We start from the raw sequence: 15592 nt of genomic DNA, 5'->3' as shown, positions 1-15592 counted from the left end.
ACCGCCAACGCCCCGACCAGCGCCCGCACCTCGCCGGCGAGATCGGCCGACTCCACCGCGACGAGAGCACGGCCCGCCGTCACGGCGCGAGGCTCCGTACCATATGCACCGCGACCATGCCGGGTTCGCTCTCGGTTTCCTTCTCGCGAACATAGCCCAGGCGCTCGTAGAGCGCGATGTTCGTGGCCATCAGCCGGTTGGTGGTGAGCCGCGTCCCCTTGAGCTTGCCCGCGCGCGCCAGATCGTCGGCATGGCGCAGCAGCCGCACCCCGTGCCCCTCCCCCTGCCGGTCGGGATGGACCGCGACATTGACGATCAGCAGTTCATCGCCCTCGGCCACGGTTTCCACGAGACCAACCAAGGTGCCGTTCTCAACCAGCAGGTCGAAGCGATGCGCGCGAAACGCGCGGCCATAGTCGGCGCGCACCGGCTGCGGCGGACGCGGCGTCACGCCTTCCCAGCGGGCATGGGCCGCGAGGACCAGCGCGCGGATCTCGTCGACATCTTCAAAAACCGCGCGGCGGAGGACGGGATGGCTCATGGCGACGAGGCTTAGCGCGGCGGCTTTCTAATGTATAGGGTATCGATAACGATCCATTATCAACACTAGGCGTATGAGCATAGTTTACTCAGAGTTTATTTCGGTTCACTATTAGGTGTGAACCTCGTGCCCTCCCCTGCCCGTTTCGGCCCCGATTATACCCCGAAAATGGTCGCAGCCATGGTTTCGTGTTCTGCAGCGATTGCTCGCCTCGATGTCCGGATTTCCGTGAGTTCGGTGGCTTCAGCATGGGCCAGGCGAGCGGCCTGGTCCGGCTATACGCGGGCGCTCCAACTACAGTCCGCCGAGATCGACGAGATCGACGTATTTTCCTGGGGCTGCGGGCTCCAGATCCCGGGTCGGCCACTGCGCTCAACCACCGTCGATCTGTTCGATCGTTTCGACGCCTGGGCCGCGGGGCTGGCCGATCGCGACCCGCTCGCCTGGCGCGATGCCCTGCCCACCGCTATCGGCGAGCCTCCGGTTGCCGCCGAGCACCCTGCCTTGATCCGCGCGCTCGACCGGGTGCGCCAGCATGCGCGGATCGAGGGCACGGCCTTGCCCTGGCTCGGGCTGCCCTTTGCCCTTCGAGATATAGGTCTTACCGCTACCCCCCTCCCCTGCCTCGCCGGCGGGGCAAAGGCGTTCCGATTGAAGCGCAAGCCAGATGTCGGGGACTGGCTGGCCACCGTGCGGGCCGTGGAAGCAGCGGCGCGCGACGGTCTCGAGCGTCTCCATGACCTTGAGCGCTTCCATCGCGACGCGCAGCGGGCGATCGTCGCGCAGTTCCGGCCAGGCGCCCTGCCCCGGCTCCTGGCTCTCGCCGTCCATCAGCCGCTGCTCTCGCCTCAAGCGGTCGCCCATCACCTTGGGCTTAGTGTCGCGGGCGCGAGCAAGCTGCTCGAACGCGCAGTCACAGCCGAACTGCTGGTTGAGATCACGCAGCGCCGGAGCTGGCGCCTGTTCCTGCCCCACGATCTGGCGGTCGAATTTGGCTACGCCGCGTCGAAGCGCGGACGCCCAGCGAAAGAGCCCCCTGCCCTTCCCGCTAGTCGGGCGCTGGTCGACACATTCGATACTTTCGATCGTGAGATGGCGGAGATCGACAAGTTGCTCTCCGGGATCGTTCAGGTGCCGTTGGCATCGGACTGAAGTGGGCTCTCAGAGTCTCAGCTCCGGGCCTCACTGTGGATCCAACCCTCCCGCGGAAGGAATATGTGTGAATTATTGTGCGCTGGCGTCCTAAATCCGGCCCCGCCAGAAGCCCGCACAGAGCGATTTAAGGCCCCCGACGTAGTTCGGGCTATCCGGGGGCCCGGGATGCCCTCCAGGGCGCCTTAGCCGGCGTTTTTGCGGTATTTCGTGATTTGTTCTCTTTTTCAGCGAGCCCTTCGTGCCGTTGGCCGCTTGCGAAGCTTGTAACTGGCGACTCATCCTGCTTCTTTGGAGGGAAGCGGTGGAGGAAGCTTTTTCGCTCTCGGCATTGAAGTGCAAGGCCATGTGGCCTGGTCGGCCAACCCCGCTGGTGATGACAGTTGCGAGTCGTTGGAAGTTTGACCTGTTCGGCGCAGCGTAATGTGAAAGGTCAGGATTTGTGGCCGTGGATTACCTTGGTGCGCGGGAAGTGCAATGCTAGGCAGGCCCGCGCGACACTCACTCGGTCAGTGCCCTTCCCCTTCCAAGAATCTTCTAAAGAGAGGAAGCGCCGCAGGCGCCGTTAATTCCTTTAATAGATAGGATACAAAGTTAAGCTGTGGGCGCTTGCAGCGCGACTCACGGATTCGAGGCGAGTCGGGAAAAGTGAGCCGTTCCCGAAATACCGTCTCTGCGTTCCTGAAATACCCTGTGGGGCGTTCCCATTGGACCGTGATTCGGTTCCTGAAGTACCGTGAGCCGTTCCCGAAATACCGTGCCTGATCGAACACCCCACAGGGCCGCCAATAGGCGGTAAAACGCGTTTTACTCGCTGTTAGCAGGCTGATTTCCGGGACTATTTGGTCTTCCACGGATTCAGGGAAGAGCATCAAGCAGTGCATTTGGCAGTCGCGATCGAGGCGCTCGCGCGATTGGCATCCATGAAGCCGATTCGCTGTCACGACTCTCTCACGGTATTTCAGGAACGCGGGATCTGACTGAGTTCGCCGGTTTGCTGCCGAAACAACGTTTCGCCGTTGTGGGGCCACGAGAGCAGTCCACCGCGACTTCGGGAAGGCGTCGATGGTTCCCCTTTTGGAGGCTCGCCTGGGGCGCGGCTGCGAAGTTGGCGAGGCACTTCGAGAATGCCCAATTACCGGCCTGCGGAATTTTGTGTCACCTGCAATGGCGGATCAAAGCTGTTCGCTTCTGCTTCGCACGGTATTTCAGGAACGCCCTGTGGGTCTGTCACGGAAAGCCGCTCTCGGCCATTGGAGCGTTCCCTCCCCTCCCCTCCCGTTGCGACGGTCGCAGTAACTTCGCGATCCTGCCGCCTGGGTTCATTCCACATGCTTTCTGCGGATTGGAAACGAGCTGCGCTTCCCGCCAGGTTGTGCTCCCGTTCCCAATGTACCCGGTGCTGGCGTGGCGCCGCACCCGTTGACGTGGCGGGTTGATCGCATTTCAGGCGTTCAGGAAGGGCGCAATGCCACGAGCAAGGCCGGTGATGTCGGCCAGGCAACCGCGGTCTCGGACAGCGTAGCGTCGCTGGTGATGGGGATGGGACACCCTCTCGGTGTCAGACCGCTGGCACGAATGAGTCCGCCTTATGTGTTGAATGAACTTCACAATGGGGCGGCGAAGCTCGTGGGGAGGGGCTCGCCATTGCCGGCCATTGGCAGTCGGTACTTCAGGAACGCGGCAATGCCGCTGGGGTCAGGGGCTGGACGTTGTTTCTGAAATACCGCGCTGCCTGGTGCGGCGCTGTATCGCGCTACAGCGCGGCGCGTTGCTTCGAGCAGAACGTCGCGAAGATCTGCGTGATGTTACTGGCGTCGTATGCGATCTCGCGCTGCCTCAGGAATGAACGAAAGTCATCGGCGACCATGCCGTGGTCGCGCTGTGGTGCGGGCAGGTTTGCACGCGCGATGGCGCCGAAGGCACTATGGGCGATATGGCCATATTCCGGAAAGGCGATCGCCGGCGCGTCGGGCGCTTTGGCTTGCGGGGAAGGCGCGGGTCGGCCGTGCGCGGGTGCGGCTTGAACCGGGGCAGGGGAGGGGGCTCCCGGTTCGCTGGTGGGGTCGCGCCTGATCATGCGCAGAAACGGCTCGGCGTCCCCGCGCAGTTCTATCTCCAGCGCATAACCCGGCAGCGCATTTTCTCTGGCGATCTTCGTCATCTCGAACTTGAAACGACGATAGTCACCTTCCGCGCCCGATTTTTCGAACAGGGTCGGCATGGAGATGGCGAAGCCGTCCGTCCCTGCGCCGCCGGCGTGTTTGCGAGCAACCCGGTACAGCCAGCGCTCTCGTCCGCCAGTGAGCGAGAAGTAGGCGGGGTCGATGGCGAGAACGCCGCCTTCCATCAGGACGCCGTCGTAAAACCACTTCGCGAGGGTGATGCGCATGCCGCGCACGTTGCCGGTGCGATCCTTGAGCTGGCTGTAGCTGTCGATCCAGGAGAAGGTGGTCTCGACCGCGTCACCCGAGCGGATGTTGGTCTTGACCGTCGTCGATTGCAGACGGTCGAGGGCATTGCCCAGCAAATCATAGGCTCGCCCGCCGACCTCGCGTTTGAGCGTCCTGAGCATGTCGTAGGGCACGACGTTCAAGGTTTGCGGAATGTCGTTCGCACCGCGGCGCTTATGCTCGATGAGAACCGAGGCGCAATAGATCAGGATGTCGAGATCGTAGATCGTGGCAAGGCCGTATTCGGAGTTCGCCGAGACGTGGACCGTGATTTTTCGGTCGGGACTGATATAGTCGATCGGCTTCAGACGCTTGCGCTTGGACAGGGAAAAGAACGGCCGCTCCATCGTCTCGCGCTGGTCGCGAAGCGGTAGTGCCGTCAGTTGCGGCAGAAAGAGGTCTACTTGACCGTCTTCGCGGTAGTCTTGTGGCATCTCATGTCCTGCAACGCGGGTAAAACGCGTTTTACTCCGTTATAAATATATGAAATTAAACGATAAAGTGTCGACCATTCTCATTATCTCGCGAATCTCGCGCTTTCGATAACCGGACGCAGCGCGTCCAGAATTTCATCGACCGATGCGCCGCCGCCTTTGGGATTGATATTGATCGTGATGCCCTTCGCCTTCGTGTCGGCGAGAACCTGCCCGATTTCCTTGCCTGAAGCCGCCGTCAGAGACGGCTTCGCCTTCGGAGAAGGCGCCTGCCTGGCAGGTGTCACGGCCGCGGCCAGGCGTTCACAGACCTTGCTGCCCTCAATCTTGTCCGCGCCGGTAGCCCGCAGCTTTTCCTGCTCGGCGATGATAAGGGCGGCCTCGGCGAGAATGGCGTCGCGATAGCGATCGTCCTTGAGGAGCGGCGACAGCCGCATGCCGTGACGGACTTTCAGATCACCGGGATCCGCAAAGGCGCTTACCACCTCGTCGGGCAATTCCGCGAGCTGCAGCAGGTTGTGGAGGTTCTGCTTGGGAATCGCCAGGCGCTCGGCCATCTGCGTCCTGACGCCATTGTAATAGGCTTCGACCGCATGGCGATAATTGCGCGCCCGTTCGAGATCGGTGACGTCCTCGCGTTCCCGGTTTTCGAGGTCCGCGAGCCGGAAGGCGCCTTCGTCATCGAGCGTTTCGATCCGGGCGACGAGATCGATTTCGCTGTGATTGTTCGCATGGAGCCAGGAAATCGAAAAATGGCGACGAGTGCCGACGATCAGTTCGTAGGACTGCTCGGCATTTGGCGTTCGCCGAACGACCACCGGCTCGCGATTGGTTCCTTCCTCCCTGATCGATTCAATGAGGGAGGCACAGCGATCATAGCTGAGCGCCGCGTAATCGCGCGCGTTGCCCGGCCAGATCGAGCATTCCGATGGTTTGAGGCGAATGGTCGGCCGCTTGACGGTGCGTGTGATCTCGTCGAACACGATCCCGCGCCGTTCGAGGAATGACGGCGTCGCCGTGTCTTCGGCGGGCTTCTCGCGGACCGCGCGTTCCTCGGTGACGGGGACGTCGGCTGCCGGCGTCGGAAGAGGTGTCGTACCGATGCTTTCGATGGCGTTTGCCAAGAGACTCCGCCGTCTGCCCCCCGCGCTGCTCATGCCGCCTCCGTCAACCGATCGGTGCCAAGCTGCGCCATCCGCGACGGCCACTGCTTGCAGATGTCTTTCTCTATCTCGCGGAACACCATGTTGAGATTGTCGCGGCAGCGAACATAAGTTTGATGCGAGCCGTAGGGCTTGTTGATCTCGTAGATCGAAGACATCGAAAGCCCGGCATTCTTGATCTCTTCCGAGAGCAGAATCGGCGTCGAGAGCATTTGCCCGGCGTAGGTCTTCTCCATGACCTGGAGCATCTGCGCCTCGTTCGTGCGACTGGGCTGGAACATCGTGCAGACGACCCGGATGAAGCCATAGTCGATCGACGTGTCGAACTTGGAGACGAGATCCATCGCCTCCCGGCAGGTCTGCATGAAATGGATCGTCGACAGATAGTCGAGCTGCCGGGCAGGGACGGGAATCAGCAAACCATCGGCTGCGGTCAGCGTGTTTACACCGAGGAACCCCATGGCCGGGGGCGGGTCGAGAATGACGACGTCATAGTCGTGTCGCACTTCCTCCAGTCCAATCCGCAGCATGCGGAACGCGCCGGCGATCGCCGTCGGTCCTTCCTCGATCGTTGCGGTCAGTTCCCATTCGGTATCCTGGAGGCCGAGGTTTGCCGGGCAAATGTCGATATTGGGCCAGGCCGTCTTCTGGATGGTCTTGCGCAGTGAATCCGCTTCGTCGATGCGCGGCGACAGGAAATTCGATAGCGTGTGGGTTTCATCGACCAGGGCTTCGAGATTGACGTCGAACATCACGCTCATCGAAGCTTGAGGATCGCAGTCCACGACGAGAACGCGGTAGCCGCGCAAGGCAAGATAATCAGCAAGGTGCTTGCCCGTGGTCGACTTGCTGACGCCGCCCTTGAAATTCTGCACGGCCACGACGACGGCCCGTTCGGACGGCAATTTGCCCATCTTGATGCCGAGCGCTTCGCGAATCGCGATCAAATCCTCGACCGTGTAAAATCTGCGCCCATTGGCGGACGTTTTCGGCGCAGGAAGCCGTTTGCGGGCCTCGGCCTTGGACAAGGCTTCGGGCGTCCGGCCAAGAAACTCCGCGGCGACCGAGGCGCCCATGGAAATATTGAGGGTTTTCCTGTCGGAGGGATCGATCGCGGCTTGCCGCAGAACGGTCTTTGCATTCTCGCACGAGGTAATCATCGCATCGAGAATCTGACCCGACAGCATGGGCAATGTCCCCCTTCTCAACCCGAATTGGCCTTGGTTCGTGAAAAAGGCCGCAAAAAGACCCCTAATCCCGGACAGCTATGCCAAAATGAGGGTGGTTAGTCAATTAGGCCCGCTCTGATGGCATCATGCAAGGACATGGCTTCCGCTGGAGGGTGAGTCCCGGACCATTTCCGGCGCACGGGCAAGCGCCAAAATCCAAACGAATCAGGTGATCACCAGAATTCGGGGAAAGTATAGATTATTCACGTCACAACCTTCGATAAGGGACCGCAAGTTCATCTCCAGAAACCTTCGAAAGGGCGATGGGTTTGCGAATCGGACAGAGGCAGGTTTATCGCTTCCGACCTTCTCTTCAGTATGAATAAGATCGCGGCGGGAGCAACCGTCGCGACCGGCATGCCTGATCTGCTTGGGCGATACAGCATCCGCTACGCGGCGGAGAATGGTGTCTGCTTATAGACCCCGCTCGAACATTGCAGGCAATCGGTCGAGCGAAAGAGGGAGTGGGGCAGGGGGTGTAAGCAGGAGGATACCCATGCCGCTTACAGCCCGACGGCCATCCCAGGAACTCATCGATCTCGTAGGTACTCTCGGCGGTACCTGGCATGGCCGCACCGCCATGTGCCTGTGCCCCGCGCATGCCGATCGGACGCCCAGTCTTTCGATCCGACAGGGTGATCGCGGCATTCTCGTCACATGCTTTGCAGGCTGTGACCGCGAGGACGTCCTGCGGGAATTGCGCCGGGTGTCAGTCCGACAACGCTATTCCTACCGTGACACGCCCGCGCGCGCATCGGGCAATGCCGCCCGGCTCTGGGAGGAGGGGCTTCCGATCCACGGCACACTCGCCGAGCGTTACCTGACATTGCGGCGCCTCGAACCGCCCGCCGACGATCTCCGATTCCATCCGCGCTGCCCTTATCGCCCCAAACCGTGGACTACGTTCCATCCCGCATTGCTCGTGGCCGTGCGTGAAGGGCGGCGGCTGACCGCCATCCAGCGCATCTTTCTCGACCCGGAAACCGGCAAGTGCCGCATGAAGCTCATGCTGGGGCGGCCAGGGCAGGGGGCCTGGCAAGGGGGCGGGCATGGATCGCCTTGCCTGGCGCTGGCCGAGGGCTTCGAGACCGCGCGCGCTTTCACCCTCCTACAGGGTCTACCCTGCTGGGCAAGCCTTGGTGCGAGGCGCCTCGATCAGATCTTGCTCCCGCAGCACCTGACATCGCTGATCCTTGCCGCCGACAATGATGCGGAGGGCGAACGCGCGGCCGGTCGAGCGACCTTGCGCTATGCAAGGCCGGACCTGGAGATTACCCGCATGGCGCCTCCGGGCGTCAAGGACTGGGCGAACGTATTGGAGGCGGCTGTGGAGCCATTGCGATGAAGTCGAGCAGCAGTGCGCATATCCGCTCGATCGCTGAGAACCGCGACGTGCGGTTCCTGCTGCATTTCACCCAGACTGCGAATCTCGCCGGCATCGTGGCGCATGGCCTATGGCCGCGCCGCGATCTGGCGGCGGCAGACCATTTGGCCTACGCCAGCGATTACGGCCGGCTTGACGGGAACGAAGACGCCGTCTCTGTTTCGATTTCACGCGTGAACGAAGCGATGTTCACGGCGAAGCGGCGCAAAAGTGGTCATGCCGACTGGATCGTGCTTGTCCTGTCCGCCACCATCCTATGGACGCATGAATGCCGGTTCTGCTGGCGCAACGCGGCAAGGAGCGAGATCAAGAACCATAGGGGCTATCGTGGAGGCCCGTGGGCGTTCGCGCGGATGTTCGCTGGCGGCGAAGCGGCGAGGCGAGACCTCGCGCCTCACGTTCCCACCGATCCTGAAGCCGAGGTGCAAGTCCTTGAACGGATCGGCTCCGACTGCATTCATGGTGCCGTCATTGGCCAACCGGGACTGGTGGAACCCGTAAGAGCTATTCTGGACGAGCTGCCCGGCCGACCGCGACAGATTGTGTTTCAGGACTTCGGTCCGATTTGAGGATAGATGCAGCCGCGGGGGTGATCGATCGCATCCTCGCTGTCGGGCCGTGAACCAGTGACTTGGGAATGCCCGAAATAGGGAACGCCCCGTCCGCTCTTCGCGAGAAGCGATGTGAAGGCGACTTTGCCGCCGCGCGCCGCATCTCCGACCCCGCTCACCTGGGCCAGCCCCGCTACTCCTCCGATTCGAAGTTGCGGTTCTCGCGGCAATGCGAGATGCGCAGCATGAAGATGGTTCCGGCCGCGATCTCGTAGCGCATCTCGTAATTGCCGACGATGCCTTGCTGGTCCATTGGATCTTCATTTGACCGGCGAGGGCAGCGGCCTTTCCGTCCCAAGGCTGTCGGCCCATGCCTGGATCGCCTGATGGTCGATCACCCGTCCCGTATCGACATCCGCCAGGGCTTCGAGCGTCATCCGGTGGCGCTCCTCCTCCTGATCGACCCAGGCGGCGGGTGCCTGTTTCATCACCCAGCCGCGCGAGCGTTCGAGCCGCGCGGCCATTGTTTCAACCTTTTCCGCCAGCACCAAGGGAACGTGCGCGGTCAATACCTTCGTCTCGGCCGCCATGTTTATCACTCACTATCATCCCGGTTAAAATACAATCAAAATGATCTGAAAAAGCAAGTTGGGGAGCCGCAAGCGGGAACTCCTGCAATATGGTCGCAGTAGTCACGCGTTGCGTTCGGCCGCATCTTTGGCAATCAGGATTCTTCCGCCATTTTCCCGACTTTTGCGAGGAAGAAACGTTCCCCCCATAGCTCGAGTGACTTCATCTCGGTTGGACGCAGGAAGCGCTGCACATCGCGGGAAGCGGCCTTCCAATCGACCCTGCCGACTGTGGTCGCCAGAGCGTCACGGAGCCAAGGCATGTCGACCATCAGGGTTTCGTCGCTTTCCCACGGACCAGCTTGAACGAGCGCATTCTGGAGCAGGGCAAGATTGGGCACCGTTCCTTTGGCGACATACCAGGAGAAATCAAACCAGTCCCTTCCCTTGAGAAATTCGCGGCACAAAAGGGCGTGAATCTTGAGTGCAAAGTTCGACGAAAGATCCTGGTGCCGTACCTCATGATCGGCCGGAAAATCGAGATAGGTGAAGGCTTCGCCGGAACCGGCGGGCGGATTGACGTCGATTTCGAGCTTGATCTTTATCGTGCGGGGGCGCCCGGAGCCGGCGAAGGAGAGGTCGAGCTGGCTCGCGATCGAGTCGTCCTTGATCAAGGCCTGGCGTACGGTCTTGTCCATCCTGGCCTTGGGCTGGGCTTCCAGTTGCAGGCCGAACTGTCCAAAGACCTCCACGAGGATCTTGAGATAGGGCGACCAGTCGAAATCGGGGTGGGGCGCCCTCAAGAGAAAATCGAGATCTTCAGAGAAGCGCGGCAGGCCATGAAGGATACGCAAGGACGTGCCGCCCTGGAACAGGCCGACATCGAAGAAGTCACCGCGCCAGAGTGCATAGAGCGCAATCTCTTGCAATATTTCCTTGACCGCATTCTCCTCATCGAGCGCGTTCGATGCTTCATATCGCCGCAACTTCTCCTTGATGATGTCAATCATGGTCTGACCTTTCCGCTTCCATCTCCATGACCGCGCTTTCCAGCGCGTCGAGGAAGGCATTCACGGCCTTGTGTTTGTAAACCGGCCGCAGCTTCGCGAAATCCCTGTGCTTCAGCGAAAGGAGCAAGTCCTCCTCGATCCGCAGACTGCTCGTCAGCCAGTTGATCCCGGTCCATCGTTCCTTCCTCAGGGCGACGAGGTCCATGAGCGCGCGCAGTGGGCTTGCAACAAAGGCGGTGAGCTTGCCCATCTTGATCCGGTCGACCCCTGTCAGGAAGCGATAATCCTTGATGGCGAGAGGATGAAAACCGAAGGTGCCGAAGTCCGCAGTTGCGAAGGAGAGGCTCTTGCGTCCCGGCGAAACACTCGCTGTGACGAAGACGGCCTCGGGGATCCAGCCATGATGGGCAAGCGCGCTTTCAAAAGAGACGTAGCTCCCCGGCACCAGTCCCTGCGCGACGGCGAAGGGGTGCACGGGTTCACTGCGGAACTGCTGTCCCAATAAATAGGCACCCCGCTTGATGCGGATTAGCGACCCGTCTTTCAACGCCCGGTTCACGAGTCCATAGCGACGTGCGTCACCTCCGCCGAGCAGATCGCCAAGCCGGCGATCGCTCAGGATGCGGTCAGCCAGTCCGGCTGTGGAAGCGGCTCGTGCCAGGAAGGACATAAAATTCCTGATACTTCCAAAATATGAAAGTTTCCAGAAATTTCTGGGGAAAGCTGCTGGCGCCTCGGCAGCGGGAAATGGTTCCTCATTTCGCGCAAACGTCGCGCAGGATATCCCCCTATTGGAGGACCGCCATCCATTTAACCAGCTCTCCGAAATGCGTGGCATATGCCGTCCGCCGTGGATCCCGATGCAACAGACCGGCCGAGGAGCTCCTCAAGCACCGGTGTCTGTCGTCACCGACACTCCGGGATAATCCCAATTGCAGGAAAGAAGGTGGATGGCAGGTTGCGACCTGGGAGGCGCCATGACCCGCATCACGATCATTGACGGGCATCCCGACCCTGACCGGACCCGGTATGTTCACGCGCTTGCGGATGCCTATGCGTCAGGCGGCGAGGCAGCCGGCCACCAAGTGCGCCGGATCGAGATTGCGAAGCTGGATTTTCCTATCCTGCGAACAGCAGCGGAATGGCGTGACAATGCGCCTGTCGATGCTATCCACAAGGCCCAGACAGATATTCGCTGGGCGGATCATCTCGTCATCCTTTATCCGCTCTGGCTTGGAGACGTTCCTGCCCTCCTGAAGGGTTTTCTCGAACAGATTCTGCGCCCCGGGTTTGCGATTGATGAGGGCTCGACAGGAATGTCGGCGCAGCTTCTCACCGGCCGATCCGCCCGGATCATCGTGACGATGGGAATGCCCGCGCCTATCTATCGCCTCTTTTTTCGTGCCCACAGTCTCAAGAGCCTTGATCGCAATCTCCTGCGCTTTGTCGGCATTCAGCCGGTGCGCTACTCGATTATCGGGAGCGTGGAAGGAGACGCATCGTCCAGGGAAAAATGGCTACGGACCGTCGCCCGGCTCGGAGGCGCTGCTCGATAGCGCTGTTGGGCGACTGGATCGATCAAGGCCTGGGTTCGCGTACCATCAGCACATCGGTACCCACCGCCGACAGCAAGGCCTCCGCCTGGCTGCCAATTGTCGCATGGGCAAAGCCGCTGCGGCCATGCGTACCCAACACCAGAAGCGGCGACTTCGTGCGCTCAAGCTGGCGCATGACGACGCTGCCTGTCTCACCTTCATCGACAATGGCTTCGATGCGGGAAGCCAATGGCGCAAGCTCCTCCTGGGCAAGGAACGCCTCCAGGCCCTCCTGAGCTTCGGTGCGCACATAGTCCTTCACGTCATCCGATTTCAGCCAGGCTTCGTAGGGGACATGGAAAGCATGGACGACGGTGAGGTCAGATCCTGGAAAGAGTCTTGCGGCAGAAAGAAGAGCCGCGCGCGAACAGTCTGAAAGATCGGTTGCAACGACAACCCGCTCGTAAGGACCCGCTGCGCGACGCCGCACGACCAGAACCGGGGCTTGTGCATTGCGGACAATATGGTCGACGGCCGTGCCCAGCAGATAATCGCCGATGCTGTTGTAGCGCGCGACGCCGGTCACGATCAGATCGCTGCCGCGTTCCGCCGCGATTTGCGCCAGAACCTTGGGGGCAGACCCGGCCCGCACAATCAGATCGGCGTTCTGTGCCGTGGGCGGCAGTTCCGCACGCAGCCGCGCGACCGTGTCGGGCCCAGACTGCGCGCCTTCCCGCTCCAGGACATGCGCTATGGTCAGTGTGCCGTCATGATCGCGCGCGATCTGCATTGCCCGGTCGAGCGGACGGTCGCATCGTGCGGAGAAATCGCTCGCCAACAAAGTGTCGAAAGTCGCAGCCATGGTCTTTCCCTGAACCTGTATGGGAGATCGTACCCGCGCAGCTTCGCGCGAGGGACCCACCGATACCATCCGGTATTCTACCTGCCCGGCGACGGTCTGTGCGATCAGGCACTGGGGCACCCCCTTCGGTGAAGGATTTCAAGCGCGGGAACACGCGCGGCCGTGCAGCCGCTACAAAGAGAAGGGGGTGTGAAGGGTTGAGGCTACCGGAAGGGTAGCCGCCCTGGAGACCCCTACATGACCAACCTTTCTGATGCCGCGACGACGGCTGAACGCCGCGCGACCACCCTCCTTGTCGAACGGCTCCGGTCCGCTGATCGCATTACCCGCGCCGATCTCAACGCCGCGATGGTCGCCGGATTTGGCGGCTCCGATGCCGATGGCTTATGGACGCAGCGCGACAGTTTTGAGATTCTCGAGCACGCGCTCGCCCACCATCTCCAGTTCGGTCCCTATCCGCTGCGTTCGCTCGCCGATGTCGGCGCGGCCTGCGACCTGCTCGACCGTCTGCCCACCCAGACCGTGCGCAGCGAAGAGCAGATCGAATGGCAGCAATTCTCGACACCCGTCGATCTCGCCGCCGTTGCGTTCGTCCTGGCGGCTATCCAGCCTGACGATGTCATTCTGGAGCCGAGTGCCGGCAACGGCCTTCTCGTCGCCCATTGCCGGGATTATGCAGGTCTCCAGCTCAACGAACATGCCGCGCCGCGCCGCACGCGCCTGACCCACGCCTTTCCCGATGCCGTGGTCACCGGCCACGACGGTGCGATGATCAATTCCACGCTCGCCGACGCGTCGCGCCCCAGCGTCGTCCTGATGAACCCGCCTTTCTCCCGCTCCGTGGGTCTCGGCGCCGACAGCTACGCTGCCGTCCGCCATCTCCAGGCGGCCCTGCGGCGCCTGCAACCGGGCGGCAGGCTGGTAGCGGTCATGCCGGATTGGTTTGGACCCAATGCACGCATGCGCGATCTTTTCGAGACGACGCTGCGCGACGTCAGCGTCCGAACCTCCGTCCGGCTCGAGAAATGCTATCTCAAGCATGGCACGTCGATCGCGGTCCGACTGTTTGTCATCGACAAGGTCGTGGGCGGATCGAGCCCGGCGACCATCCAGCGTGGGTCGATCCGCGAATTGCTGGGAGCGCTGACCGTTCCCGAACGCAGCGCTTGCACGGCCGCGTTGCCGCCGCCGCCGAAGCGCTCCTCCGGGCTGTCGCTGTTTCGCGCGGTCAAGAGCATGCGGGCCGCGCCGAGGCCCTATCATGCACCGGTCCGCAATAATGTCCTGCCGGTCGGCTACACCGCGCTCGAGGCGCCAGCGCCCTTGCTCGACCAGGTCGGCGTCTATCTGCCTTACAGGCCCAGCCGCATCGTGTTCGAAGCGGCCGGCGAGCATCCGACCGCGCTCGTGGAATCGGTCGCAATGGGATCGATCGCTGCGCCGATCCCCGATTATGTGCCCAACCTTCCGGAGCGCACCGTCTCCGAACGGCTTCTTTCCGCTTCGCAGCTCGAAACGGTCGTCTATGCGGGCCATGCCTGGTCCCAGTTCCTGCCCGGCCGGTTTATGCCCAGCAAGGAAGGCGTCGGTCTCGAGGAGAACCAGGAAGGCCGAGCCTATCGCAAGGGCTACTTCCTGGGCGACGGCACCGGCGCGGGGAAGGGGCGGCAGGTGTCGGCGTGTATTCTCGACAACTGGCTGCAAGGCCGGCGTCGCAACATTTGGGTCTCGAAGAACGAGACGCTGCTCGAGGATGCCCGGCGCGACTGGACCGCGCTCGGGGGCCTTGCCGCCGACATCCAGCCCCTGTCCAACTGGAAGATCGATCAGCCCGTCATGCTCGAGGAGGGCGTGTTGTTCGTCACCTATCCGACGCTCCGCTCGGCGCGCGGCGATCACAGCCGGCTGCAGCAGGTCATCGCCTGGGCCGGCGATGATTTCGAAGGCGTGATCGGCTTCGACGAAGCGCACGAGATGGGCGGCGTCGCGGGCGGCGAAGGCGCGCTCGGCCCGAAGGAGGGCTCGCAACAAGGCATTTGCGGCGTTCTCCTCCAGAACCATCTTCCAGGCGCCCGCGTGCTCTACGCCTCGGCGACGGGTGCCTCGGACGTCAACAATCTCGCCTATGCGGTGAGACTTGGCTTGTGGGGTCCGGAAACCGCCTTCACCAATCGCGAGCAGTTTATCACCGGCATTCGCAAGGGTGGGATCGCGGCGATGGAGCTCGTGGCGCGCGACCTGAAGGCGCTGGGGCTCTACACTGCGCGCGCGCTGAGCTTCGCCGGGGTCGAATATGAGATCCTCCGGCACGAACTGACGCCCGACCAGATCGCGATCTACGACAGCTACGCCGATGCCTGGGCGATCATCCATCGCAACATGGAGCGCGCCCTCGAGCTTACGGCGGTGGTCGACGGGCTGGAGAACACAACGCTCAACAGCGGCGCCAAGGCATCGGCGCGCTCGCGCTTCGAGTCCACGAAACAGCGCTTCTTCGGCCAGCTCTTGCTCTCGATGAAGCTTCCGACGGTCATCGCGGCCGTTCGCGCGCATATCGCCGATGGCCAGTCCGTCGTTCTCCAACTCGTGACGACCGCGGAATCCATCCTCAACCGGCGTCTGGGCGATCTCAGGCCCGAAGAACGCGCGGATCTCGAGATCGATCTGTCGCCGCGGGAATACATCTTATCTGGATCTCCGGATAACACG

13 protein-coding genes are annotated in these 15592 nt (G+C 61.9%); 5 read left to right on the top strand and 8 right to left on the bottom strand.

All coding sequences use genetic code 11. The features are described from left to right. Window positions 1-79 precede the first annotated feature (79 nt). Window positions 80-541, bottom strand: coding sequence for a GNAT family N-acetyltransferase (locus tag SGR02S_RS00065; protein WP_067104886.1), 462 nt, complete (start codon window positions 539-541; stop codon window positions 80-82). Window positions 542-709: 168 nt separating this feature from the next. On the opposite strand from SGR02S_RS00065, the gene SGR02S_RS00060 reads away from it, so the two are divergent. Further along, the gene (locus tag SGR02S_RS00060) at window positions 710-1693 is read left to right on the top strand and encodes a hypothetical protein (protein WP_067104885.1); all 984 of its coding nucleotides are present in this window, start codon (window positions 710-712) and stop codon (window positions 1691-1693) included. A gap of 1756 nt (window positions 1694-3449) precedes the next feature. Here the strand turns inward: SGR02S_RS00060 and SGR02S_RS00055 are convergent. The 3 genes from SGR02S_RS00055 to SGR02S_RS00045 all read right to left on the bottom strand — a co-directional run bounded on the left by SGR02S_RS00055 (window position 3450) and on the right by SGR02S_RS00045 (window position 6930). Beyond that, window positions 3450-4580: a replication initiator protein A gene (locus SGR02S_RS00055; RefSeq protein ID WP_067104884.1), complete on the bottom strand. Its 1131-nt coding sequence runs from the start codon at window positions 4578-4580 to the stop codon at window positions 3450-3452. A gap of 83 nt (window positions 4581-4663) precedes the next feature. After that, window positions 4664-5737, bottom strand: coding sequence for a ParB/RepB/Spo0J family partition protein (locus SGR02S_RS00050; RefSeq protein WP_067104883.1), 1074 nt, complete (start codon window positions 5735-5737; stop codon window positions 4664-4666). Beyond that, window positions 5734-6930 carry an AAA family ATPase gene (locus SGR02S_RS00045; protein ID WP_067104880.1) on the bottom strand — a complete coding sequence of 399 codons (1197 nt, stop codon included), beginning with the start codon at window positions 6928-6930 and terminating at the stop codon, window positions 5734-5736. Before SGR02S_RS00045 ends, SGR02S_RS00050 begins: the two co-directional genes overlap by 4 nt. Window positions 6931-7468: 538 nt before the next feature. Between SGR02S_RS00045 and SGR02S_RS00040 the strand changes: the two genes are divergently transcribed. Continuing rightward, a complete protein-coding gene (locus tag SGR02S_RS00040; RefSeq protein WP_067104878.1) occupies window positions 7469-8317 on the top strand; it encodes a DUF7146 domain-containing protein in 849 nt (282 codons plus the stop codon). Further along, window positions 8314-8925 carry a DarT ssDNA thymidine ADP-ribosyltransferase family protein gene (locus tag SGR02S_RS00035; RefSeq protein ID WP_067104876.1) on the top strand — a complete coding sequence of 204 codons (612 nt, stop codon included), beginning with the start codon at window positions 8314-8316 and terminating at the stop codon, window positions 8923-8925. Before SGR02S_RS00040 ends, SGR02S_RS00035 begins: the two co-directional genes overlap by 4 nt. A 302-nt stretch (window positions 8926-9227) precedes the next feature. Here the strand turns inward: SGR02S_RS00035 and SGR02S_RS00030 are convergent, their stop codons facing one another. From SGR02S_RS00030 to SGR02S_RS00020, 3 genes are all read right to left on the bottom strand, one after another. Then, entirely contained in the window at window positions 9228-9497 is a 270-nt protein-coding gene (locus SGR02S_RS00030; RefSeq protein WP_067104874.1) for a CopG family ribbon-helix-helix protein, read from the bottom strand. A 134-nt stretch (window positions 9498-9631) separates the two neighbouring features. After that, on the bottom strand, window positions 9632-10486 hold the full coding sequence (locus tag SGR02S_RS00025) for a nucleotidyl transferase AbiEii/AbiGii toxin family protein (protein WP_067104873.1): 855 nt from the start codon (window positions 10484-10486) through the stop codon (window positions 9632-9634). Continuing rightward, on the bottom strand, window positions 10479-11156 hold the full coding sequence (locus SGR02S_RS00020) for a type IV toxin-antitoxin system AbiEi family antitoxin domain-containing protein (RefSeq protein WP_067104871.1): 678 nt from the start codon (window positions 11154-11156) through the stop codon (window positions 10479-10481). The genes SGR02S_RS00025 and SGR02S_RS00020 overlap by 8 nt, the downstream gene beginning before the upstream one ends. Before the next feature lie 307 nt (window positions 11157-11463). On the opposite strand from SGR02S_RS00020, the gene SGR02S_RS00015 reads away from it, so the two are divergent. After that, window positions 11464-12042: an NAD(P)H-dependent oxidoreductase gene (locus SGR02S_RS00015; protein WP_067105125.1), complete on the top strand. Its 579-nt coding sequence runs from the start codon at window positions 11464-11466 to the stop codon at window positions 12040-12042. Window positions 12043-12064: 22 nt separating this feature from the next. Here SGR02S_RS00015 and SGR02S_RS00010 read toward each other — a convergent pair whose 3' ends face one another. Further along, complete coding sequence (locus tag SGR02S_RS00010) at window positions 12065-12883, bottom strand: universal stress protein (RefSeq protein WP_067104869.1); 819 nt, start codon at window positions 12881-12883, stop codon at window positions 12065-12067. Window positions 12884-13120: 237 nt separating this feature from the next. On the opposite strand from SGR02S_RS00010, the gene SGR02S_RS00005 reads away from it, so the two are divergent. Next, window positions 13121-15592: strawberry notch family protein (locus tag SGR02S_RS00005; protein WP_067104867.1), on the top strand; the 2472-nt coding region annotated here is incomplete at its 3' end.

This window comes from Sphingopyxis granuli NBRC 100800, from assembly GCF_001591045.1.
GTDB lineage: Bacteria > Pseudomonadota > Alphaproteobacteria > Sphingomonadales > Sphingomonadaceae > Sphingopyxis > Sphingopyxis granuli.
This window is presented reverse-complemented; position numbering and strand designations above follow the sequence as displayed.